Annotated in this window: 17 protein-coding genes; 3 read left to right on the forward strand and 14 right to left on the reverse strand. The window is 44.3% G+C overall.

The features are described from left to right. Positions 1-180: 180 nt before the first annotated feature. On the reverse strand, positions 181-1,401 hold the full coding sequence (locus KKC46_20710) for a 4Fe-4S binding protein (protein MBU1056222.1): 1,221 nt from the start codon (positions 1,399-1,401) through the stop codon (positions 181-183). Between the two features lie 873 nt (positions 1,402-2,274). Here KKC46_20710 and KKC46_20715 point away from each other — a divergent pair. Further along, a complete protein-coding gene (locus KKC46_20715; protein MBU1056223.1) occupies positions 2,275-4,644 on the forward strand; it encodes a transporter substrate-binding domain-containing protein in 2,370 nt (789 codons plus the stop codon). 118 nt (positions 4,645-4,762) lie between these two features. On the opposite strand, the gene KKC46_20720 is transcribed toward KKC46_20715, so the two are convergent. From KKC46_20720 to KKC46_20750, 7 genes are read right to left on the reverse strand one after another with little or no spacing between them, the layout of a single operon-like run. Further along, positions 4,763-6,301: a DUF4445 domain-containing protein gene (locus KKC46_20720; GenBank protein MBU1056224.1), complete on the reverse strand. Its 1,539-nt coding sequence runs from the start codon at positions 6,299-6,301 to the stop codon at positions 4,763-4,765. Positions 6,302-6,310: 9 nt separating this feature from the next. Beyond that, positions 6,311-7,057, reverse strand: coding sequence for an NAD-dependent deacylase (locus KKC46_20725; GenBank protein MBU1056225.1), 747 nt, complete (start codon positions 7,055-7,057; stop codon positions 6,311-6,313). 43 nt (positions 7,058-7,100) lie between these two features. Then, entirely contained in the window at positions 7,101-8,183 is a 1,083-nt protein-coding gene (locus tag KKC46_20730) for a protein phosphatase 2C domain-containing protein (GenBank protein MBU1056226.1), read from the reverse strand. 50 nt (positions 8,184-8,233) lie between these two features. Continuing rightward, entirely contained in the window at positions 8,234-9,514 is a 1,281-nt protein-coding gene (locus KKC46_20735) for a protein kinase (protein MBU1056227.1), read from the reverse strand. A gap of 6 nt (positions 9,515-9,520) precedes the next feature. Then, positions 9,521-10,360 carry an MBL fold metallo-hydrolase gene (locus KKC46_20740; protein MBU1056228.1) on the reverse strand — a complete coding sequence of 280 codons (840 nt, stop codon included), beginning with the start codon at positions 10,358-10,360 and terminating at the stop codon, positions 9,521-9,523. Between the two features lie 30 nt (positions 10,361-10,390). Further along, positions 10,391-11,212 carry a 50S ribosomal protein L11 methyltransferase gene (locus KKC46_20745; protein MBU1056229.1) on the reverse strand — a complete coding sequence of 274 codons (822 nt, stop codon included), beginning with the start codon at positions 11,210-11,212 and terminating at the stop codon, positions 10,391-10,393. A 38-nt stretch (positions 11,213-11,250) separates the two neighbouring features. Then, positions 11,251-12,000 (reverse strand): AAA family ATPase, encoded by a 750-nt coding sequence (locus tag KKC46_20750; protein ID MBU1056230.1) that lies wholly within the window; start codon positions 11,998-12,000, stop codon positions 11,251-11,253. A gap of 323 nt (positions 12,001-12,323) precedes the next feature. Between KKC46_20750 and KKC46_20755 the strand changes: the two genes are divergently transcribed. Both KKC46_20755 and KKC46_20760 read left to right on the forward strand, forming a co-directional pair. Further along, positions 12,324-12,617, forward strand: coding sequence for a phasin family protein (locus tag KKC46_20755; GenBank protein MBU1056231.1), 294 nt, complete (start codon positions 12,324-12,326; stop codon positions 12,615-12,617). A 21-nt stretch (positions 12,618-12,638) separates the two neighbouring features. Then, positions 12,639-14,336, forward strand: a complete 1,698-nt coding sequence (locus KKC46_20760; GenBank protein MBU1056232.1) for an AarF/ABC1/UbiB kinase family protein — start codon at positions 12,639-12,641, stop codon at positions 14,334-14,336. Positions 14,337-14,404: 68 nt separating this feature from the next. Here KKC46_20760 and KKC46_20765 read toward each other — a convergent pair whose 3' ends face one another. The 6 genes from KKC46_20765 to KKC46_20790 form a co-directional block, all read right to left on the reverse strand. Further along, positions 14,405-15,136, reverse strand: coding sequence for an efflux RND transporter periplasmic adaptor subunit (locus KKC46_20765; GenBank protein ID MBU1056233.1), 732 nt, complete (start codon positions 15,134-15,136; stop codon positions 14,405-14,407). A 24-nt stretch (positions 15,137-15,160) separates the two neighbouring features. Then, positions 15,161-17,155, reverse strand: coding sequence for a preprotein translocase subunit SecA (locus tag KKC46_20770; protein ID MBU1056234.1), 1,995 nt, complete (start codon positions 17,153-17,155; stop codon positions 15,161-15,163). 8 nt (positions 17,156-17,163) lie between these two features. Beyond that, a complete protein-coding gene (locus KKC46_20775; protein MBU1056235.1) occupies positions 17,164-19,317 on the reverse strand; it encodes a peptidase M50 in 2,154 nt (717 codons plus the stop codon). After that, positions 19,314-21,203 carry an HlyD family efflux transporter periplasmic adaptor subunit gene (locus KKC46_20780; protein MBU1056236.1) on the reverse strand — a complete coding sequence of 630 codons (1,890 nt, stop codon included), beginning with the start codon at positions 21,201-21,203 and terminating at the stop codon, positions 19,314-19,316. The genes KKC46_20775 and KKC46_20780 overlap by 4 nt, the downstream gene beginning before the upstream one ends. 64 nt (positions 21,204-21,267) lie before the next feature. Further along, the gene (locus KKC46_20785) at positions 21,268-21,570 is read right to left on the reverse strand and encodes a DUF3467 domain-containing protein (protein MBU1056237.1); all 303 of its coding nucleotides are present in this window, start codon (positions 21,568-21,570) and stop codon (positions 21,268-21,270) included. Positions 21,571-21,891: 321 nt separating this feature from the next. After that, entirely contained in the window at positions 21,892-23,082 is a 1,191-nt protein-coding gene (locus KKC46_20790; protein ID MBU1056238.1) for a hypothetical protein, read from the reverse strand. Between the last annotated feature and the right edge of the window lie 1,557 nt (positions 23,083-24,639).

Consider the following 24,639-nt stretch of genomic DNA (forward strand, 5'->3'; position numbering starts at 1 on the left):
CAGTTTTTATAAGCCTGCATCATTTTAATCGGAAATAGACTGTTTCCGTGTACTCTCTTTTGGATCGCGGACTCATGATTATCCATCCTTGGGAAGTTGGTAATCGAGATCATCCGATCATGAGCCAACGATCATTTACAATCACCCTTTGGGTAGCATTTTGTTTGAATCAATTTACTATCATCCTCTTGCAATTTTTTTAACAAGCTCCACGTTTTCAAGCCATAAAGCCTCTTGCGTGCAATCGCAGACACATATACCGCAACCTTCGCATATCTCTTTTTCTATTTCTACTGTACCGTCTATTACTTTTATTGCTCCCCAATTGCAGACCTCCTCACACACTCCGCAACCAACACATTTTTCCTGATCCGCAGAAACCACTATCTTTCCTTTTGTTTTTCCATAGGTCGATAGTACTTCGTCAAAGGTGAGCAGTTTTGGAAGGATGGCTCCTTTCATTTCATTTATTGAACTAAAACCCATAGAATCCATATAATCCGATATGTTTCTTTTTAACTTTTCAATCAAGCCCATTCCCTCCTGTAAGAAAAGGGTTTGAACCTGAACGGAACTCGCTCCGTACATAATAAACTCAACAATATCGCTCCAGGTCTGTGTTCCTCCTGTAATAGAGATATGAATATCCTGATATTGTTCTACCTGACTTAAAAGCGCCACAAAATTCGTGTGTTTTGCCACCTTTGAACCGGAAAGGAATACGGATGTGGGCATTACTGGCTCAATCTTATCAAGCTTTATACCTGGAGCTGCAGGGAAAGCCATAACTATTGTCAACCAATCCAATCCTGCTTTTCCGGGTATCTGCAAGGGAGCCTGGTCAAATGGATTAAACATCATTTTCACTCCCACCGGAATACTAACCGCTTTTCTGACTTCGCCACAAATTTCTTCGGCAATTGCAGAATTGTTTGAGGCTCCGCCCACATAAGGATGAGGCGTTAAAAAAGGCAAAGGACAAGCAAGACAAAGCTCAATCGCTTCGGCGCCTGCCTCTTGAAGCATCTTCGCCCCCTTAATATACCCACCAATGGATATTGCCATTAAGCTGGCTATAACAGGGGTTTTAATCTCTTTAATATTATCTTTGAACCATTTTGCCCAGGCTTCAACCGGAATTGGAGATAAACCGCACATAGTAAGTAAGCCATCTCCGGTTGAGTGAAAAGCCGACCTTGCATCCGGAAACAAGCCGGGAGCATACGGCTTTACAACTTTTTCGTATTCTTTTTCCAGAAAACCGCTTTTTGTTACAACGGCTCCTGCTCCAAATTCATCGCATCTCTTAATATCATCGCCTGTTCTGGTAAAATGCCCGGATGAAATGATGATAGGATTTTCAAGCTCCAAACTTCCCATTTTTACTTTTAAATCAGCCATTTTTACCTCCTTGTTCAAATGTAAGATTATTTTTATTTACAAATAGTTCTTACAGTAATTGCATTCTTCCGGAATGCCGGTTTGTTAAAAAACTATCAGCCTGCCTTTAAAAACAAACCGATTTACTCTATTGTATAAGCTTAAATCATGCCAACATTTCAATTCTATTTATATTCAGGGTTCGGGGAGTTCCCAAAATCAAGTCGCTGAATTGATAATCACTTGCCAATCTTTATGAACAAGCGCTTATGGTTTCGTGTTGCAAGTGCAGAAAAACAGCTGGCTAACAGCTATTTAAGATACAGTGGCTTTCAATCTCAAGTTATGCAGGGATAGGTGCTTGCCAAACGATTTCTATTTTTCTCAAATATCATAAATATTTTTTACGAATCCCTCATTACACTCATATCAATGGTTCTCGTGAAATATGCCACTTTTTATGAATGATATCATAAAGATAATTAATGTTATATGGTAAATAATATAATATAAATAAACTTTTATACTATATTAAAGATATTAATTTGTTGCATATCATAAAGATACAATGCGAACGCTTTTTTGACTTACTAAATATCATACAGAAGCAACCGCAAGCGCTTTGAATAGCACTTAATATCCATCAATTTATTCCGGAGATTAATACGGATTATGATTTTGTGTAATACCGTATAATATGTTAAATGTTAATGTGATGAACCTTAATAATATTGACTTATGATACTTTGAAGAGTAGATTTTTTAATAAAACATACCGAATTGATAATAAATATTTTCATTGACTTTTGTTATCATAAAAGAGGCCAACTATCTATAGGCACAAGTCCGAACATCCGCTGCGGTTTACGAATGTGGCGAAGGGGGGCGTGAGCATTGATCTGTAAACATAAACCAAGCCTGCTGTTGCTTAACGTGGTGTTTGGTCTGCTGATGGCAAGCATTTTGCTGATGACGACAGTGTCGGAAGGCGGCCAAGACAAAAGCTTCGAAAAAACTCCGGCCTCAAATGCCTTTCTGCAATCCCTTACGGAAAAAGAGCAGGTCTGGCTGCGCGACCATCCCGTAATCCGCACTGTCCAGGATCCGGGTTGGCCTCCGGTCGAATTTACCAACACGCTTGGTGAGCCAACCGGCATGGCCGAGGATTATCTGAGCCTTATCGAACAGAGGCTTGGTGTGAAGTTTGAGCGGATAAAAAACCTGAGCTGGCAGGAGGCCTATTCCCGCCTGAAACGGTGGGAGATCGACATGACCACATCTGTGGCCATGACGCCTATACGTGCTGAATTCTGGGCTTTTACCAAACCTTACATGAAAATTCCTATTGTCATCGTCGCCCATGCGGATGTTACCTACATATCCGATATGCGGGAACTTGCGGGGAAGAAGGTTGCCGTGGTAGATGGTTACGCGGTTAACGACTGGATACCAAGAGATTTCCCCGAGATCCAGCTGGTTCGGGTCAAGACAGCACAGGAAGGTCTTGAAACGCTGCAACGGAAAGAAGTCTTTGCCTACATAGAAAATATGCTTGTTGTCGGCTATCACATGGCAAAGTTAAAATTGACGACTCTTAAGATTGCCGGAGAAACCCCATATGTAAACAATCAATGCATGGCGGTTCGAAAAGACTGGGTGATCCTGGCCGGGATTCTACAAAAGGCGTTGGATTCGATTACCGAATCGGAACGCAATGGCATTTACAGGAAATGGCTGCCCATCCGCTATGAACACGGATTCAACTATACCCTGTTATGGCAAGCGCTGGCCACCTTTGCCGTAATCCTCCTTGTACTGGTGCTTTGGATTCGAAGATTATCCAGGGAAATCATGCATCGTAAAAATGCGGAAGTGGGCGCGAACGAGAGCGCACGGCACTTCAGTCGACTTTTTGACGTCGTGGCGATGCCGCTGTGCCTTATCGATAAGAATGGCGTCCTGATTAATTTAAACGAACGGTTTGTGCAAACCTTCGGTTATAAAAGGGAGGATGTGGCAACTTTTGCCGAATGGCGACAACTCGCCTTTCCCGACCCCGACTATAGGCGCTGGGTAATTGATACATGGGAAACTGCAGTGAAACGCGCAGCAGCAGAAAATACCGATATAGAACCGATTGAATACCGTGTAAAATGCAAAAATGGCGAAGAGCGTACTGTCATAATATCGGGAACAATCATCGGTGATAATTTCCTTGCCGCATTTTTCGATATCACCGAGCGCAAGCTGGCCGAGGATTCACTGCTGGAAAACGAAAAAAAATATCGCTTGATTGCCGATAATTCCAACGACTGGATCTATCTGATCTATCCCGATGGGAAATTCAAATACGTTTCTCCTTCCAGCGAACGTTTTACCGGATATGCCTCCGAGGAATTCATAAATAACCAGCAGCTTTTTATGGATATTATCCATCCTGATGACAAAGAGCATATAAAATCCCATTTTGAATTTATAAAAGAAAATACCACAGACCACGATTTGGAATTCCGAATTATCACTAAGGAAGGTGAACTACGTTGGATAAGACACTCTTGCCTCCCGGTTTATAATGATGAGGGCCAATACGTGGGACGGTCTGGTACGAACCGCGAAATCACCAATCGCAAGCTGTCGGAGGAACAACTTAAACAAACCCATGAAAGTCTCAGAATGGCATTTAACACGACTATTCAGGTTATGGTATCAGCTGTCGAGGTCAGAGATCCCTATACAGCCGGTCACCAAATCAGGACGGCAAATGTTGCCTGCGCCATTGCCAAAGAGATGGGATTCTCCAAGGAGAAAATCGAAAACATCCGTATTGCCGGTTCCATTCATGACATTGGGAAATTATCCATACCTTCTGAAATATTGTCAAAACCAAGCAAATTGTCTGAAATCGAGTTTTCCCTGATTAAAACCCACTCCCGGAGTGGATACGAAATACTGAAGGATGTGGAATCTTCCTGGCCCCTGGCGGAGATTGTCTACCAGCACCATGAGCGGATAGATGGCTCGGGCTATCCGAGAAACCTCAAAGGAGATGAAATTCTCATAGAGGCCCGCATACTTGCTGTTGCCGATGTAATTGAAGCTATGGCCTCACACAGGCCCTATCGTCCTGGTCTGGGCATTGATAGCGCATTGGATGAGATAGAAAAAAACAAAGGAATCTTTTACGACAAAGCTGCCGCAGATGCCTGCCTAAGATTATTTCGAGAAAAAGGTTTTCAAATTGAAAAGGCTTGTTCTATTCCATAGACCTCAGCGTTGAATCCGTAGTTTTTCCAGATCTTGTTTTAATTATTCCGGTTTATCGATATCCTCAAAGGGATTCCCTTTTGCTCATTAATAATGTTATCGATACGATAGTAAGTTATTAAAATTTAACTGATGGGAACAGCGAAAGATTGGTATGGGGAAGAAATTTGGCTGCGGAAAACCTGTTCATAAAATCCTGATTTACATTTAATTCAACATAGGTAATACTGCTTCTTATTATATCTATTTCATCCATTAATGAACAATCTGTAAGAATCATAGATGCTCCTTCAAGAGAGCTGTTGCCTATGGACTTATAAGTACTTTCGGCAAGATCCGGCAGCATACCGATAGTTATTGCAGAGCGCGCATCGATAAGAGAACCGAAAGTACCCGCTACATAAAAAGTATGTAGCTCGGAAAGAGAAACCCCAACATATGATGCTATAGTTTCAAGTATAGTGTACATGGCAGCCTTGGATCTTACCAAGCTGTCAAGATCGGCCTGGCTTATGGTAAGATCATAACCTTTGGCGGAATCTTTGGCGAAAATAACAACAAAACGCTTAAATCCGTCTTCATCTATCAATCTTGTTTTGCATACACTTGGAATAAATTTACCCCTTATATCAATCATTCCCGAAACAAAAAGAGCCGCTGCAAGATCAATCAGACCTGAGCCGCAAATACCTACAGGAGGAAGATCTCCTATTGTATGGATACTAAATAGCTGTGCAGTATGATCGTAAGAAATCCTGTCGATCACACCTGGGCCTGCCAGCATCCCCATTTTTGTTACTCCTCCTTCAAGTGCAGGGCCGGCAGCACCCGCACAAGCGACAAGCCAGTTTTTATTTCCAAGTACTACTTCTGCATTTGTTCCTACATCAACAAGAATAGAAGTATTTTCCTTTCGGCTAATGCCTGAATATAAAATTCCGGCTATAAGATCTCCTCCAAAATAACTACCCGCATTTGGAAATACAAATACTTTTGCCGACTCATTTGCTTTTATACCAATTTCGGTGGCACTTAAACAGCCGGGTCTGTTTATAACAGGAATATAAGGTTCTCTGATAAGATAATAAGGGTTAAGCCCAAGCAAAAGATGCGTCATAGAAGTATTGCCTGCAACTGAAACCAGGTAAATATCGGAATGGCTGATATTACATGACTTGCAAAGATTATCTACAGCATTATTAATTCCGTTTACAATTAAACTCGTAAGAGTGTTTAGTCCGTTTTCTTTTTCCGCAAAATGTATCCTTGCAAGAATATCCGGCCCGACTGATATTTGAGGATTAGCAAATGAACTCTCGGCCAGAATCTTACCGGTTGAAAGGTTTAACAACCTTAAAACGACTGTAGTTGTACCAAGGTCAACCGCAAGTCCTGCTACAGTATCTGTTTTGTTATCAGTTATTCCGGCAAGGTACCATTTCTTATGGTCTTTGAAAAAAACACAACGAAGATTAAAATTATTATCATGAATAAGCTTTGGCAGCTTTACCAAAAGACAAGTATCTATATCAAGAAATTGAGTGCCTAAAACATTATTTATGCTGTTTTCAAAGCGTTCCGCATCTGCTGTGTTATCGCTAAGAGATGGAGGAGCTATCTTTATTTGTTTTATCCAAGTGTTTATAGGTTCAGTCATTTCTTTATACTACAGCAGAGCTTCAACTTCAGATATTATTTCTTTCATTACTTCTCCGGCATTGCCCCTGATAATATAATCGCTGATACTTGAGGTAAGAGGAGTGTTTTCGGGATTTATTTCTATTATCTTTGCCCCCGACTCTTTTGCATCTACTGGTATGTTTGATGCCGGATAAACAACCGCAGATGTTCCAACAACCAGCATAATATCACATTCACGGGAGATTTTTCCCGAACGGAATAAATGATCCTGCGGTATCATTTCACCGAAGAATACACAATCCGGTCTTAAGATACCTCCACATCCACATTTAGGTGGGATTTCCTTAAGAGAAACTTTGGAAGTCTCAATTGTTTTTCCACATTCAAGACATCTTTGCAATGCAAAGGTGCCATGAAACTCAATAACATCGGTATTTCCGGCAAGCTGATGAAGCCCGTCAACATTCTGGGTTATAATTGTACTTAGAATTTTTAACTCTTCAAGTTTTGCAAGACCTATATGAGCGTTATTCGGCTTAGCATTTTCAATTACATCTTTCATCTCCCTTATGAGAATATTCCATACTCTAGCAGGGTCTCGCATAAAAGAGTCAATATGTGCAAATTCCATTGGATCAATTTTTTCCCATATTCCGCCTTTTCCTCTGAATGGAGGGATACCGCTTTCCACCGAAATACCGGCTCCTGTTAGAGCTACAACATTATTGGAGTTTGCAAGATCTCTCGCTGCTTTTTTGATGAGGTTTTCCATTTTAAATTTTTGTTTCTTTCAATTTCCAAACAATAAACAAAGTTTATTTATCGATTAAAGATTTAATCTTCTTTTTTTGATCCGGTGTAAGCTTATCAAACTCAAGCTTTACCCCAACAGGTCTTCTTTCTACAATCTTTGCATTAACCATCACAGAATTTTCTTCTGTTTCATCCGAAATAGTAAGAATAATATTTTGACCCATTGAAAAAATTTCACCTGTTTCAAGAAAGAACCCCTTCATAGTAATATCTTCTACTAAAACCCTGTTTGAAATATCATCCGTATCGTATTCTACTACCAACTGCCTTAAAATCTCATTATTCTTATTGGCATGTGTTTTTGTAAAACCGGGTTTTGTTTGAGCTTGTAAATCATCTGTAATGTTTAAGGCAATTAAAGTAATATTATCATCACCTCCCCGCTCATTGGCAAGATCAACCAACATTCGGCTTGCATTTAAAGCGGAGTTATTTTTCATGATATCCATTATTTCTTCAGGTTTTACTTTATCACTAAGGCCATCTGAACACACAAGAACTTGATCACCGGTAAATATTTTAATTTCACGAAAATCAGGTTCTACCTCCTTTTTAATACCTATAGCCCTTGTAATTGTATGCCTGAATCTTTCCGAAAGAGGCTGCGCACCGGCAGGAGCAAAGGCTGCGTATTCGGCCATCGCCGTATGTGGCACTGATAGCATATCAATTTCATTATTACGAAAAAGATATATAGGACTGTCTCCCACATTTAACGCAATCAGTTTATCGGATACTACAAAAACAGCGGAAACAGTTGAACCCATTCCTTTACATGCTGATTCTTTTTTTGAAAGTCTGTAAACTCGTTTGTTGGCTTCCGCAACACTTGTTAGAAGCCATGAGGCCTGGATTGAAACATCTTGAATGGATTTAATTTTATCGGTATCACCACAAACATATAGGCCCATCATTTCTTTTAGTGTATCTACAACAAGTTTGCTGGCTACTTCTCCTGCATTATGTCCGCCCATTCCATCGGCAACTACATAAAGACAATTGCTTTCATCAACAAAATAAGAGTCTTCATTCCCTGGTCTTTTTCTGCCGGTATCCGTAATCCCCGCCGATTCAACTTTAATCATTTTACTTTAAAGTGTCCTCATATGTAGAGTAAATTTGCAAGCTATAATTGTTATGATTCTCCCGCCAATCGGTCAACAAGAGTTAAAGCAAAATTTTTCAAAAAAAGCAGTTGAATCGATTTGGAAGCATTATCAAGAAGCGGAGCACTTATTACAAGAAGAATGCAATCAGTTTCTGCAACAACTGTAGCTGTTCTGGCCCGACCGCTTATATATGCCATTTCCCCAAAGCAATTTCCCTGGCCTACTGCGGCAAGTTTTTTATTATCTTTTGTTATTGCTACCTTCCCACTCATAATTATATAAAAAGTATCATCTATTTCACCCTCACTTACTATTTTTTTCCCTTTGGGTATTTTTGATATTTTACTAACCGAAAGCAGTTCTTTTATATGTTTTTTTGTAAAGTTTTTAAAAAAAGGAAGATGGTTTATAAATCCTATAATATCATTTACTCTTTCATTACCTTGTGACCCGGCCAAACCCCTTTGAACCACTCTTAAGTCATAGGAAAGCTCAATACAACTCTGGTAACGATCATCCGGATTTTTAGCAAGGGTTTTTTGTATTATTTCGTCAAGTATTTTTGGTATTCCACTTCTAAGACTCGAAACAGGCACAGGATCTTCATTGCTGATTTTATACATAATGGAAAAATGATTATCTCCCGGAAAGGCCTTAACTCCGGCAAGTAATTCATAAAGGACACAGCCCAAAGAAAATATGTCAGAAATGGCAGAAACCTTTGAGTCTTTCAATTGCTCGGGCGACATATATCTGGGTGTGCCCAATATGGCCATATCTAATGTAGCCTCTGAAATATGAGCAATGCTGAAATCGGTAATTTTGGGAAATAGTGAAGAATCCATCATTATATTTGTAGGCTTAATATCTCTGTGTATGACTTTCTGTTGATGAGCATAATCAAGAGCGTTACAAACATTTATTATAATTTTGATGATTGTATTTACAGGAAGTTGATTTTCTTTTTTACAGTATTTTAAAAGGGTATCGCCTTTGACATATTCAATTGCCATATAACAATAGTCTCTATAAACACCGGCATCATATATTGAAACAATGTTGGGGTGACTGAGTCTTCCGGCAGATTGTGCTTCAACAAAAAAATGACTTCTTTCTTTATCCGTATTGAATTTTGAAAGTTTGATTGCTACAACCCTTTTTATATAAGGATCAAGCCCCATATATACAACACCGGACCCTCCCTGTCCCAGCTTTCGAATTATTTTATATCTTCCAACTGTATCAATATTATCAAGATCTTTACCTGGTACAGGTTTATCATCTATAGTGTCATCTTGCATTAACATACCTTTTTATAGAATAAAAGCAGTATCACATGTTACGCCTAAACATTCTGTATCATAGCCTTTTCCGGCAGCGGTTTGATTGCATATTTTAACAATTTTATTCATTTCCACATCAGTTCTTTCCTGATTCAGATGAAAAAGGCCAAGTTTCTTAACTCCTGCCTCAAAAGACATAGAAAGGACATCTGTATATACAGAGTGTCCCCATTCTATTCTTCGGTCATATTCTTCCGGCTTATATTCTGCGTCATGAATAAGAAGATCAGCATACTTTGAAAATTCGATATATGATTTCATCGGAAGCCCACCATTATGAACAAAACCAAGTTCATTATCAGTTAAAAAAACAAAAGTTTTATCATCTTCTATGAACTTATATCCACTTCCATTGTTAGGATGGCTTAATGGAATAGGAATTATCTTGACCGAGCCTATCTCAAACTCTGTAGGACATGCATCAATATATGCAATTTTTGCTTTTAAATCCGAATATTTTACAGGGAAATTCGGCGGCGCCATTACTTTTGAAAGTATTGTTTCAACAAATTTGCTGTGAAACGGACATCTATGCATATAAAATTCAGCCCGCTTTGAATAAAGAGGCTTAAAGAAAGGAAAACCCATAAGGTGATCCCAGTGTGCGTGAGTAAATATAAAATTATATTTATACAGGTTATTTTCTATAAGATGATTGCCGAGCCGCCTAATGCCTGTACCTGCATCAATTATAATAATATCATTACTCTTAGTACATATTTCTACACACGTAGTATCTCCGCCATAAATCAGATATTCTTTACCGGAGACAGGTATCGAACCTCTTGACCCCCAGCATTTAATACGCATATCTCAACCTTCCCTTTAAAAGAAGTTTCATTACAATGATTTTCCTAAAAAAGTGCTCCAGATACCGGCATGTTCCCATCTGTTTATTATTTTAACAGGAAGTTTTGATAAGTAAAACTCTATTTTATCCGCTTCGTTTTTAAGTAGTCCTGATAAAATGAAAAATTTTTTATGGAAAAATCCGTCTGCTTTAACAAGTTGCTCCATAATATCATAATGAATATTTGCAATAAGAAGGTCAGAAGGTAATTCTATAAAATCCTGGGCTAAACCCTGTAGTGAAATTATTCTATCTTCCAAACCATTCATTACGATATTTTTTCTTGCTGTGCCGGCAGAGAGATAATTGATATCAACAGCTATTACCTTGTTACCCCCAAGGCATGCTGCAATAATTGACAGCAATCCTGTTCCGGTTCCCAGATCAAGTACAGTGTCAATTTGTTCTTTTGCAAAAGCTACCTCAAGCGCTTCGATACAGTCATGAGTTGTCGGATGAGTTCCTGAGCCAAAAACCACTCCAGGATCTATCATAATATTAATTTTATTTTCTGTATTACTATTTGTAGCCCAGGGAGAAGTTATGTTGAATCGGCCTATATTAAGAGGAAAAGATGTTTTACCCTGCCATTCATCATATGTCATTTCATATTTATCAATTAATATCAGATTGGGCTGGGCGTCTAAAAGCATTTCAATATTTCCATAAGATGAGCTTTTAAAGAAAAGAAATGAAAAATTATCCTCCTCCCAATTACCTATAAAGTCGGAACCAAATAATTTAAAATCGGGTTTAACACGCCCTTCAATAGAATAGATATAAAGTTGTTTATAAGGATTTTCTGCTGTCATATAAATTGGTTACACTGGCTCTATCTATAAACCCATAATTACTTTATTATTCTGTCAAATATTTCAAAAGCCGCCTTAACCATATTGTTATCTAAGGGCATATCTATTGTCGGTCGACCGTTTAAATCGAATTCATAAAGGGTTTTATCATCCGGTATTGTTCCGGCAAACTTTATTCCGGTCTCTTTAATCATATTCAATATATCATCAGAAGGTTCTTCTTTACAGCGATTTATTATCATATAACTTTGGCCTACACCAATGTTAAGTTTTTTTGCAAGTTCGCCAATCCGTAGCCCAGCTTGGAGGCCACGCCTTGAAGTATCTGAAACTATCAGAAGAATATCAACATTTTTTGTCGTAAGCCGGCTGATATGTTCCATACCGGCCTCGTTATCTATAATAATATATGGATAATTATCAATGAGCCGTTCTAAAAAACCTGTTAAAAGAGTGTTGGCGGCACAGTAACAACCGGAGCCTTCGGGCTGGCCCATAACAACAAGATCATATCCTGATGCTTCGACAACAGCCTGCTCCAGTTTCATCGACATAAACACATCCTTTGTCATACCGCCAGGAACTACTCCTTTCTTCATTTCTTCTCTGGCATTACCAAGAGTATCTACTACATCAAGACCAAGAACTTCGTTCAAATTTGCATTGGAGTCAGCATCAACAGCAAGAATAGGCGTTTTACCTTTTGCTGTTAAATATTTTACTATCAATCCGCTTATTGTTGTTTTACCAGTTCCACCCTTTCCGGCAAGTGCTATAGAAAAAGACATGTATCAGCATTTCCTTATCAATTAATTTAAATTTTAAAAACCTGTTATTATATTTTTCCGTTAAATTCAATAAGTAGGATAGATAAAACAAACAGTCAAGCAACTTTTAATAACTTGGTAATAAGTCACAATTATTTAAGATTAATAATACACTTCAAATAGCTGAAACTCCTTGCAAAGGTAATATTCTTATGCTAAAGTGCAGCAATCGTTATGGATTATAACCACATGATGATATGAAACGGGAATTGTGAGATACAATAATTTCAGTCTTAAGCATAGTACCATATCAAGCAAATCTTTTTAAATAAGGAGACAATTTTATGTTTAATCTGGTTAAAAAAACAATGCTTACCGGAATTGGGTTTGCCTTAAAAACATGGGATGAAGTTGAAAGTAAGGCAAATGAGATTGCTATAAAAAGCAAAATGTCTGAACAGGAAGGAAAAAAATTTGTAAGTGATATTCGCAAGAGATATACCGAAGTCCAGGATAAGATGGAAACAAAAGTCGAAGATATGGTTAAAGAAGCTTTAAAGAAAGAAAATATAGCTACCGTCAGTGATATAGAGTCTTTAAAGAATGAAATAAATGAACTTAAGAAAATTATCAAATAAACAGGCAGTTAATAAAATACGATGCTAAGCATCAGACAAATAAGCACAATCGGGCGTACATATCGTCATATTGGTCGCTATCGCCAGATTCTTTCTGTCCTTTTCAAATATGGATTCGACGATGTTATAGAAGTCCTTAGGATAAAAAGGTATCTGAAATTCGGCCTTAAATTTATACCTGGGAAAAAAGGTAAAAAAGAAGAAAAACTCCCAAAATATGAAAGAATCAGATTAGCTTTTGAAGAGCTTGGCCCGACTTATATCAAGTTAGGACAAATCCTTTCCACCCGCGCTGACCTTATCCATCCGGATCTTGTACATGAACTTTCAAAGCTCCAGGATGAAGTTCCCGCTTTTCCTTTCATCGATGCAAAAAAAATTTTGGAATCAGAGCTGGGAGTTTCGGCAGAAGATATTTTTGAGTTTATAAATGAAAAACCGATAGCCTCAGCATCGATAGGGCAAGTTCATAAAGCAAGGCTTAAAAATGGTGAAGATGTTGCCATAAAAATTCAACGGCCGGGCATAAAAAAAATAATAGAAATCGATCTTGAGATAATGCTTCATCTTTCAATGCTTTTGGAGCGCTATCTGGAAGAAATGTCATTTCACCGCCCAGTTAAAATTGCGGAAGAGTTTAGCCGGACGATTGAAAAAGAACTCGATTACACCATTGAAGCTTCAAATATGGATCGTATTTCGTATCAGTTTATGGATGATCCGTCTCTTTATATTCCGCAAGTTTTTCGTGACTATACAACATCGCGAATTTTAACGATGGAGTATATTGATGGAATAAAAATATCCGATATAAAAAAGATTGAGGAAGCAGGCCTGGATAAAAAAGCAATTACTGAAAGGGGAGCTGATATTTATCTGCAACAGATTTTTGATCATGGCTTTTTTCATGCCGACCCTCACCCCGGAAATATCTTTGTTCTTCCCGATAATGTAATATGTCTTATTGATTTTGGAATGACCGGTTTTGTTGACACTAAAACAAGGCAGAATTTTATCGAGCTTGTAGAAAGCGTTGTTAGCCGTAACGAAGCTAAGGCAACCAGACTTATGCTGAAAATAACGGCATGGGATTATCAGCCTGACTTACGCACTCTTGAAAGAGATGTATCGGAGTTCATGGGAGAGCATCTTTATAAACCTTTAAAAGACATTAAAATCGGAAAGCTTTTACAAAGTCTTCTTGAAGCGATTTCCAGACACAGACTAAGGATTTTACCTAATATCTTTCTTATGATGAAAGCCTTAAGCACAATTGAAAGTATAGGAGTTTCTCTGAATCCGGACTTTGATATGATAGAACATGTTGCTCCATTTGTAAAACGAAGCCGCTTAAAAATGTTTTCGCCAAAGAAAATGACCTCAGAGGCAATTGATATTGCCTCTGAGTCGGTTGAATTTATACGTCAATTTCCAAAAGATTTGCTTGAAATCACAAAGCTTTTGAAGAGCCAAAAGCTTGTAGTAAAGTTTGAACACGAAGGTTTAAAGCCTATGCTTTCAACCCATAACAGGATCAGCAACAGAATATCTTTTGCTATAATTATTGCGGCTCTTATTATCGGATCAGCACTTATTCTTTCTTCTTCGATCCCTCCGCTTTACTACGGTGTATCCCTTTTGGGAATAATCGGATTCATTACCGCTGCCGTTATGGGTTTCTGGCTTCTCATATCTATGCTCAGAAGAGGCAAATTGTAATTATACCATAGTGCAACCCGGACCTTCTCCTCCCTCAGGACATGTCCATTTGATATTTCTGTACGGATTTATTTCTTTAAAAACCGCACCCGGCACCTTAGGCCGGCGGGCAAGTTCAATGATGGATTGGGAAGCTCGACCCGGACGCCGAAAGTACCGCTGGCCGCATCAACCACTTTATCCACAATCACAACCTTACCCACATAGACACCGCCGACAGGAGATTCTGCTCTGACCTCTGCAGACATGCCCTGACGCACAGAGCCAAGCTGTCGCACGGGAACAACCACTTCAACATTAAGGGGATGGATCTGCGCAATGACAAGGATCGGCATTTCACCAACATATTCTCCCACCGACAATTCCCTTTTCATTACCACGCCATCTATCGTACTTCGTATCGTGCGCATTTCCAGCTTCTCAACAGCATCCTGAAGCAGGGCTTCCCCCTTGGCGATTTCCGTCTCAAATTCATCCTTCTCATTCTCCGAAATGTGTTTTTTGAGGAACATTTCTCTGTTCCTCTCCAGCTTGCGCTTGCTGAATTCCACCTGTACCCGCGCCAGATTGACATTCGCATTTTCAACTCCGGCTCTCAACTGTGCCACAACCTGCCCTTTTTTGACAATATCTCCGCGTTCGGCAACCATCACCAAGATTCCAGGAACCTGGCTGCTGACATTCACGATCTCATAAGGGTCAATCATCCCCTCAAGATCTTCTCCAAGAGCCTCTCCTGCAACTATGGCGAAAGCTAAGCAGGCCAGCAACATCCCTCCGATAATACGTGATATTTTCATTGATTACCTCTCACGATTTCTTTCCTATTCCCGAGTTCCCGAAAACGAAAGCGTCGTTCCTACCTTCTCGTCCATTTTCAACAGTTCCTGTCTCATACGGGCATGTACTTGCTCCATTCTTTTCTGTGCAAGCAATATAGTCATTTTTACGGCAAGCGTCCAGATATAAGTACCGGGGGAAAGGGTTTTTCGGATGATCCAAATCAAGACTCTGCCACGCTTTTCTCCAAGAATTGGATCTTCCAAGGAAAAAAAGGCTTCATGACTACCCGGATCACCTTGACGGGCACAGCGTCCAATGAGTTGGCGATCGATTCGTCCCGAATCATGACGTTCCGTCAGGATCACATGAAGCCCCCCCCGTTTCGCAACATCCGGCCCGAGTTTTATATCCGTCCCCCGACCGGCCATGTTGGTCGCGATGGTGATGTTTCCGTATTCCCCGGCACGGGCAATGATCCCGGCCTCATCCTGATCGTTTTTCGCATTCAACACCTGATGTCCAAGACCGTCCTCGTCGAACAGACAGCTGATCTCTTCCGAGACGGAAACGGAACGGGTGCCGACCAGCACGGGGTGTCCTGATTGATGCAATTGTCTGACCCGCTCCCGAACAGCCTGATATTTAGCCTCAAGAGAGGGCATTATCCTGTCGGGATGGCGCACCCGGATCAGAGGTCTATTCGTAGGTATTCTCGCCACGGTCAGGCCGTAAACCTTCCCGAGCTCACCTCTGACCTCCCAGGCGGTTCCGGTCATTCCGCACAGGTGCCGGTATCGTCTGAAGAATCGCTGATAAGTAATTCGGGCCAGCGACTCCCTATGCTGGGTCACTTCACAGCCCTCCTTGATCTCGATTAGCTGGTGAATGCCTTTTTCCCAGGAACGATCAGGCATTAGACGACCTGTGTACTCATCGACAATCTGCACCTTGCCTTCGCAAACAAGGTAATGGATATCGCGATGAAACAGATGACGCGCCGAAAGGGCGTTGCGCACGATATCGTTTCTCCGGATGGTCCCCCGCCAGAGTGATCCCCGGGATATCGTCAATTTCTTTATGAGCGCCACACCCCGGTCGGTGAGATCGACCATACTCTCATTGCGATTGACAAGATAGTCTTCCCCTTCCTGAAGATCATCAGCAACAGACAATGCCTCTCTCATAAAGGCTTCCTCCTCGCTTCCGCCGGCGGCTCCGGAAATAATGAGCGGGGTTCGCGATTCATCGATCAGCAGACTGTCTGCCTCATCGGCAATCGCGAAATGAAGACCGCGAAGAAGGAGCTTCTCTTCCCGCATCATGTTGGAGTACAGGTGTTCCGCCTGCAACCGGATGGGGTGGGTAAGTTCACCCAGAACAAGCTTATCACGGAGATAATCGAAGGTAATTTCCTTGTTATTACAGTAAACAACGTCACACTGATAGGCAGCCTGCCTGCTTTCATGGGGCACTTCATGGGTAACGCAGCCCACCTTCAGTCCGAGAGCCCGGTAAACCGGCCCCATCCACTCGGCATCCCGAGCCGTCAGGTAGTCGTTCACACAGATCACATGAACGGGGATACCCGCAAGCGCAGCCGAGCCAGCGGCAAGTGTCGCGGTAAGGGTCTTTCCTTCCCCCGTTTCCATTTCCGCAATCATGCCCTGCAACAGCACCCAACCCCCCATGAGTTGGGTGTCGAAATGGCGAAGTCCCAGTGTACGCCAGGCCACTTCCCGGATCAGGGCAAAGGAATGCGCCACCAGATCGTCACGGAAACCCTGTTGTCGAATTTTCAGTCCCACCTGCCGCGCCTCGGCCTTGAGTTCGTGGTCATTTAACGTACCCATTACAGGTTCAAAAGCCTTCACGAGAGGAACGATACGTATGGGCCGGATCATGCGCATCCGCGCATACCTTACGAATCCCCCGGTCAGGGACAGAACGGCTTTTTCCACCACATTGTGGCGGTGTTCTTTTTTTTCAGGGCGATCACTGCGGGTAGCAGGGGGATGATACCTCTGGCCTGATTTCATGAAAGGGATCATACGCCAAACTTTTTGAGAAGTAAACGACGGATGCTCCGATGCAGGCGAAACGCTATGGGCTCGGGATTATGCACAAAGCGAATGTAAACCCTTTCCCCGATTCCCCTGGCTTTTGCCTTTTCGAGGGTAATATCAAAATAAAAGAGATTCTCAAAGGACTGAGGCTTTTCGGTTTCATTCGGGTCCAGGATGACGCCTCCCCCGCCTGCAAGGCTGAGGGACAAGCTGGGAAGTTCCTTGGATGCTCCCGGGACCTCACGTTCGATGCGGGCAGGATAAACCGTATCAACGGATGAAGCGAGACGACCTTCCACTTTGAGGGTCCGGTAACGGATGTGATCGACATCCGCCTGATTGACTACAACCCGAACAACAGTTCTTGAAAAATCTACAACATACCCCATGGGAATCCCTTTGCGCACGAAGCTTCCCGGCAGGTCATCGGCCTTCGGCATCAACAGGACGCCACTCGCTGGACTGCGAACGACCATCTCACCGAATCGTTCCTCGGCACGGGCAAGTTTAGCCCGGGCGCTTACCATTCTTTCCCGAAGCACCTGCGCTTCCGTGATATTGGTCACAAAACTCAGGCGATAGCGAGCCTCAAGTTCCCTTAACCCGGCTTTAAGGACCTCAAGTTCCGCCCGGAGCTCGGGGGCTTCACAGTAATAAAGCGGGTCTCCTTTTAACACACGGGAACCGGGTAAAGCCAGGAACTTCACCACGAAACCATCCGTTCCGGCGAATATCCGCGCCTCTTCGGGTGCCCAGACCACCCCCTCCGCGACGGTAAAGGATGGAAACGGCACCAGAAAAAGTACCCCTGCCAGAAGGCCGGCGAACACACCGGCAACAAGGAAGATCCGGGGTAAAGAGCGGTGCATGTTCTGATGGATATGGCGTCCTAACCTTACCAGAGGAAAAAGAAGAATCGCCGCCGACGTCCAGATGGCAAGGATAATCCCAAGGAAAAAGAAGCGGCCGGCAATAAAAAAAATGATCGAAATGCTGATCAGTATCCGGTAACAAAACGCGGCAAAGGCATACAGTGAAAACCAGAACTCTTCGCCGGTAGCCTGGGCAGGTGATTTGGCATCCCTGATACCGAAAAGATATCTTTGCAGCAGGTAGCCGATATACTTGTTCCCGCGATCGGCCAGATTGGGAATCTCCAGAAAATCGGCAAGGATATAATATGCATCAAAACGCAGGAGAGGGTTGCCGTTTAAGAGCAGTGCCGAGACGCCGCCGATAAGAATGACGTTATAGGCTATCACGCGCGCCATTCCCGGCTCAGCGTTGATCCACACAATCACCCCACAGGCCGCCAGCAGCAAATCGACCATGATTCCGGCGGCACTCACCATAATGCGTTGGCCCTTGTGGTAGAAAGCGGAAGATGAAGAAGCATCCATATAGGGTATGGGCATGAAGGCTATGAGCATAATCCCCATTTCGTGAACCTCTCCCCCCCATCGTTTGACGGCGTAAGCATGACCGAATTCATGAAAGATCCGGGTGACCGGATAAATAAGACCTAGAGCAAAAATATTCTGGAGGCTCAACACGCGATCCGTAACATTGGAAGTAAGTTCCCGCCAGTGAATTCCGACCTGGGCCAGGGCGAAGGAAACGATGACGATCCAGAGGATAAGCCCGGCCCGGCTGAAAAACGGCCGGACGAGGAAAAGTGTTTTCTCCAGAAACGAATCGGGATCAAGCAACGCAAAGTTCATGGCCACCGGCGATCTGAGCATGGCCATCCACCGGCCCATCTTCTCCTTCCGGCCCCGCTGGTGAAGAACTTTAAAATCAGGTGGAATATCCGACTGCATGATATCCGCCTGATGGAGATAGGCTAAGAGGTCGATGACCTCGTCCTGGGTCGGCATGTCATCATCTAAGCGTTCACAGGCCGTTTTCCAGATGTCATTGAGAGTGTGCTTGCCGTCCATGAGGCCGATAACCAGGTACGCTTCGGGAGAAAAGCGGTGAAACTGGCCCTTTGAATGATCCTGCAGGATATACCAGTCACGGTCACGGTATGAATGTCGATGAAATCGGGCGTGACTGCGCAGACGGGGCAACAGGTCGGAGACACGGTACCAGGATTGGCTAAACAGCGTTTTAGCGCTATGTGAATTTTTTATAGCCACCAGGTCCACACCCAGAGTCGGAGCCAATCACGGAGGTTTCGCGTCCAGATGGAGATCAGCTTCCGTTTGTCTACATAAATTTTCCCCACGCCTTCCATCCCGGGCCGTAATTTCTTCGATGTTTGATCCAGCATGGCCTCGACACGAAAGCAGTTCTTCCCCTCCATGGCGATTGTGATCGGTGTTATTTTCTCAACGGTAAAAGCAAAGTTGCCCTGAAGCGACGGAAGAACCAGTTTTCCATTCTGTCCAACCGTTACATCGGCAATGTATCTTTCATCCACCTGCAGGATCAGACGATAATCTTTCAGGGGCGCAATTTCGAACAGGGGCTCTCCCTGTTCGACGGCGGAACCGAGCTTCTGACTCAGATCGCCGCTCAATAGAATCCCGCCAAACGGCGCCCGGATATTGCTCCGTGCCAGCCTGTTTCCCGTCAGATCAATCTGGGCAATCACCTGATCCAGCTGGGCGCCTATTACATTCAGCTTCGCCCTATCACGGAGAGCCATGGCCTCCTGTTGCTGTTTCAGCAGCTGATTCTGCTGACCCTGAAGGCTGGACTTCTCCAGAAGCAGATCCCGTTCATCGAGAGTGCAGATAACTTTCCCTTCCGGCACCGTATCACCGGCCCTGGCGAATGCTTCCTTGATATAGCCCCGGTAAGGCGCTGCAATAGTCCGGCGTACCGCCCCTTCAAGAGTTGCATTAGCTGTCACCCGGTAATCGCCTGTAGCTAAGCTGAAATAAATCACGAGTCCCAATATGAGAAGAACCATAAGTTTTCTGCCGATATACTCCGGTCCAAGGAGTTTCTTAGTCTGCGTCCGGAGAGAATGCCAGAAGTGGTAAGCCATAGGGCGGTTCTGGATCCGCTTGCCGTTCAAAGCCGGGGCGACGAGGGCGAAAATACTGCGGCAGACGTCTACATCTCCTGCACTGAATGGGGTTTCCGTCCCTCGTTCCAGGGTCAAGGCTCCATAATATTTCTCAGCCCCAAAAAGAGGTATCGTCAATATTGATTCCGTGCCATACTGATGAGCAATTTCCTCGTGATTGCGGACGATGAGCATTTCCTCATCCGGAGAAACCGGATAGATGATCTCCCGGGCCTGGAGAATGGCTTCTTCCATGGCCATGGAGACAGCGCGATTGAACTTCATGCGCTTGTCGAAATTGGCACTATGGGAAATGGCCTGAATGGAAATCTTGCTGCGCTTCAAAAATCCCAGGCTGACCCGGTCACACTTAAACTGTGTGGCGACGCCTGTGACAAAAGCCATAGACGCTTCACCATAACTCTCCTCGGCCAGAACACCCGCCAGGAGATTAACGGCGGACTTCAGGCGGGCATGGACAACTTCTTCATCCCGAATCTGTTGACGGCGAAAAAACAATTCCAGGGAGGAGACGCCCCACTGGAGCTGTTCCATAACTTTTTTCAGTTCCTCTTCCCCATCGGCGGCGACCTCAACGGCAACAGCGCCACAAAGCTTATCGTCGATCAGAACCGGATAAGCGGCGCTATAATAATGTCCGGCATCTGTTACCCGCTCCGGCGAGCCATGATACTCCGGAGGAGAAAGCTCCGTAAGGAGACCGCAACGCTGTGCAAGAACCTGATCGGATATCTCCGCCAATCGTTCCGCATCGGTTTCCCCTTCAGGCCATTTGGCCACGGGGGAAAAAGATGCGGCATCCGGGAGTCCTATAATGAGAATGCTCCGGATACACTTGGAAATCATCGAAGATTGAAGGGCAAGCCAACTGTTGAAATATTCCCCTGCACTGCAGGGGGTTTCCAGGCAGAACCACAACCCGGTTCTGTTAGACAAGGCATCATTGACACCAGGGTTTTCAGTTCCGCCGGAGAGGTTCATGGAATCAATCCCTTAGTCATCAATATCGGCTTCAAGCGTTCAACCCCACCTGTCGCCTTTTTTTCTATTTAAGGTCAAGGTTCAACTCTCCAAACCGGCTTTCATATTCCTTGACGATGTTGCTCAATAAGAGCGAAAGCCTTTTTGCGGCATAGGCATTGAGGATGATCCGCTCCGTCAGATTGATGGTCAACTCCTTCTGTCCCGTTTGCCAGGTCTGGTTGGTACCGAAAAGCAGCGTAACTTCCTCGCGGGTACTCGATACGTTGCAAACATTGGCATACGATGTCTTCATCTGGGCGGCATCCCAGTTGATCTTGACCCCGTTGTCCTGCTGCTGGGTGTTAATTTTTTCTTTGTCGGTCATTGGTATTTCTCCTCGTATTTTCTTTCGCATAGTATATCCCGCCTGAAGTCCTGCGGTTTCTTTACCTGTGAGCCAGTTTCAAAACGCCCCATTTTGGCCGATCTCTGCGTTGGGCTCAAATTTCAATCCTCGAAATACTCAATGTATTCCTGTGGTTGAAATTTTCTCCCGCCTTGAGCTTGACCAAACTGAAACGTTTTGAAAATGGCTCCTGTTTATACCAGTTTTTTTGCCACCACTCCTACTAATTTATTTGTTACCACTTGTCAAGCCTTCCGTTTCTAGGCTTACAGAACCCTTCAACACTTATTCTTCATTAAATTAGCGGGCATCTATCCCTTCATGTCTGGGGGGCTCCGGAAATGTTTTTCCTGCCCCAACCCGGGATAGAAATTTTCCATCGTTCCACTTAAAAAAGTGCCTTTTCCTTTCGTCATCTTTTAATTTCGCAAAGCCACCACGATCGAGAAGAGTTCTACCCTGGGTCTTCTTATAATCACCCGGACCAACCCCCCATCCTGCGAGCCCTGCCATAACTGCCGCCAGCCTGTCCATACCGGGAGACGATTCTTCGGAATCATCAACCTGATCAAGTTCCCTTTCCGAACGGACATCGGCATTTTCCTCACCCTGACTTTCCTGGCCACCCTGCTCATACAGAGAAATTAACTGTGCAGCCCTGTCTTCGGTCTCGCCGGTAATGGGCATGACTTTCTCCATCGGAACATCTTCCGCTGTGTGGGCATCGCTATCGCTATAATGATGTGCTACGGGTTTTGACCTCTGGGGTTTTAAAATCTCTGCAAACAGCATTTCACGATTCATGGAAATCTTGTCCCTTCCGGGAGGTGGCTGGGTGGACATAGACTCCAACAGGGCGTCTATGTCTGCTTGTCCTGGTGTATCCATAATTTTCTCATGAGCCTTGTAAAGATTCCCCAAGGCGTTTGCCATAACATCGTTACCAAAATGATTGCTGGCAATCATATCAACCAAACCGCCCGTCATGGTGATATAGGCATATTCTCCTACCATGATGTCTTCGTTGAAACTGCCGGTGAAGTTGTCATTGCCATAACCGCCGATCATTATGTCATTCCCAGCACCGCCGTCCATAAAATCGCTACCGCCAGTGAACGGATTGATGCTTTCGATGATGCACCGTTGACCATTCCAGCTTACCCTGCCGCCATCGCCGATCAGGATGTCGTTACCGGATTTTCCTTCCAACATGTCCCCACCGGCACCACCGATGAGAATATCGTTGCCGGAACCGCCCGATAGAATATCCCGATCCCCGGTTGTCGTTGCTGTGGACTTAATGAAAACAATGCTTCCGGGCCTCTGATCCCCGCTATATTCTATCGCCCCGTCATCGCCAACAAGGATCAAGTCAGCATTCCAGGCTGAGGCATCGAGGGTATCGGTCCCACCTTCGCCAAAGACCACCAGCAGACCGTCGGCCACCGGACTTTCATCACGAATCACAACATGGTCAGCCCCTTCACCCATACGCAGGGTAGTAGCCGCTACCGGCATGGCGCCAACTACGGAGACTTCATCATTGCCGCTACCGAACAGGAAATTAAGACCACCACCAAAACTGTCACTGGTCGTGAAGGTGACATTCCCGGTTCCACCAGCATCGCCAAGACCGTAAATGCCAGACTCATCGATAACAACACCAGTACGACCAGTACTGTTACCCCGATCACTGATGTTGAGGGTATTACTACCAGATCCTCCATTAAGCAGCAAGTCGCCGCGGATGCCGTCAAGATTACCCTCGTTGATTGGGGCATCGGAGGACACGTTGAAGGTGTCGTTACCACCTCTGCCAGAAATCCGGTTGTTCGTGCCAGCTAATGTGCTCTGGGCATTAAAGATATCGTTCCCGCTACCGAGGCCGACATCGATCTTTTCAAAGGTATCATAGCTTATCCCGACACCCAGACCGAAGCCGGTGATCTGGTTGTCGGTGAAAGTCCCGGTGTTGTCCGTATTGTCAGCAAGGTCATCTATAAACAGAATGTCTGATCCTGCCTCACCGCTTACCGTCACCGGACCGGCCACATCGTTCAAGCCATTAACAGGGCTGCCAGCCCTGACAGTATCATCATCATCGCCACCCGCCAGGGTAACTGCGCCGCTATTACCCCACAGGGTCAGACTGTCCTGACCGGCATCGCCTGTGACCAGCAGGGTTCCGTCACCATCCTGAACCTCGATGTCATCAGCGCCAGCCCCACCAAAAACCTGAGTCGACCCTGCGATGGTGCTCTCGACAATGAGCTGATCGCTGCCGCTACCAAGGAGAAGGTCCACGGCTTCGAGCTCACTGTAAATGATCTCAACCCCAAGTCCGAGGCCACTGATGTTGCTGTCGCTCATACTACCACTGTTGTCCAGAGTATCACCGCTGTCATCTACCTGCATGAAATCCTGGCCGTCCCCGCCGACCACACTGACCTGGCCGGCAACACCATTAACTACCGAGTCAGTGTCACCAATCAGGAATGTATCATCAGCAGCTCCGCCAGAGAGCACCACGGTTCCGCTGTTGCCACGCAGGGTGAAGGTATCCTGACCACTGTCACCAGTCACTTCCAGAGTCCCGGCACTGTCAAGGATTTCCACCGCATCGTTGCCAGCGCTGCCGGTAATGCTCGTCGCACCACCGATGCTGCTTGATACCGTCAAGGTATCGGAACCGCTGCCCAAAGCAAGTTCGACAACTTCAGTGCCGACGTAGTCAACCCCTGCACCCAGGCCAAGGCCGCTTAGATTACTGGAGCTCAGTGTCCCGGTGTTATCGGTGGTGTCGCCACTATCATCAAAGGAGAGGGTATCAGTTCCCAAACCACCGTTTACACTTACCGCACCGCTCACTCCGTTCAGGTCGCCAGCCAGACTGCCGATCCGGATCATATCATCATCACTGCCGCCATCAAGGCTAACGGTCCCAATATTACCCCGCAGGATAAGGGAATCCTCTCCAGCATCACCGGATATCAGCAAAATCCCGTCACTCGCCGCGATCTCGACCACATCGTTGCCGGCCCCGGTTCC

It is taken from the genome of Pseudomonadota bacterium (genome assembly GCA_018817425.1).
GTDB lineage: Bacteria > Desulfobacterota > Desulfobacteria > Desulfobacterales > RPRI01 > RPRI01.